The organism is Streptosporangium sp. G12 (assembly GCF_052983175.1).
Map to the genome: position 1 here is coordinate 1 of NZ_JBRIQO010000114.1, position 567 is coordinate 567.

1 protein-coding gene is annotated in these 567 nt (G+C 67.0%); it reads left to right on the top strand.

What is annotated here, in order from left to right; genetic code table 11:
* Positions 1-567 (top strand): TCP-1/cpn60 chaperonin family protein (locus ACVCAG_RS45840; RefSeq protein ID WP_386164234.1); only part of this gene is annotated, 567 nt, incomplete at both ends.

Below are 567 nucleotides of genomic sequence, written 5' to 3' on the forward strand. Positions count from 1 at the left end.
AACGAGGACGCCCGGCGCGGTCTCGAGCGCGGCATGAACCAGCTCGCGGACGCCGTCAAGGTGACCCTCGGCCCCAAGGGCCGTAACGTCGTGCTGGAGAAGAAGTGGGGCGCCCCCACCATCACCAACGATGGTGTCTCCATCGCCAAGGAGATCGAGCTCGAGGACCCGTGGGAGAAGATCGGGGCCGAGCTCGTCAAGGAAGTCGCCAAGAAGACCGACGACGTCGCGGGTGACGGCACCACCACCGCCACCGTGCTCGCCCAGGCTCTCGTCCGTGAGGGTCTTCGCAACGTCGCCGCCGGCGCCAACCCGATGTCGCTGAAGAAGGGCATCGAGGCCGCCGTCGAGCGCGTGTCGGAGGAGCTGTCCAAGCTCGCCAAGGACGTGGAGACGAAGGCGCAGATCGCCTCCACGGCCTCCATCTCCGCGGGCGACCCGCAGATCGGCGAGATGATCGCCGAGGCGATGGACAAGGTCGGCAAGGAAGGCGTCATCACCGTCGAGGAGAGCAACACCTTCGGTCTCGAGCTCGAGCTCACCGAGGGCATGCGCTTCGACAAGGGC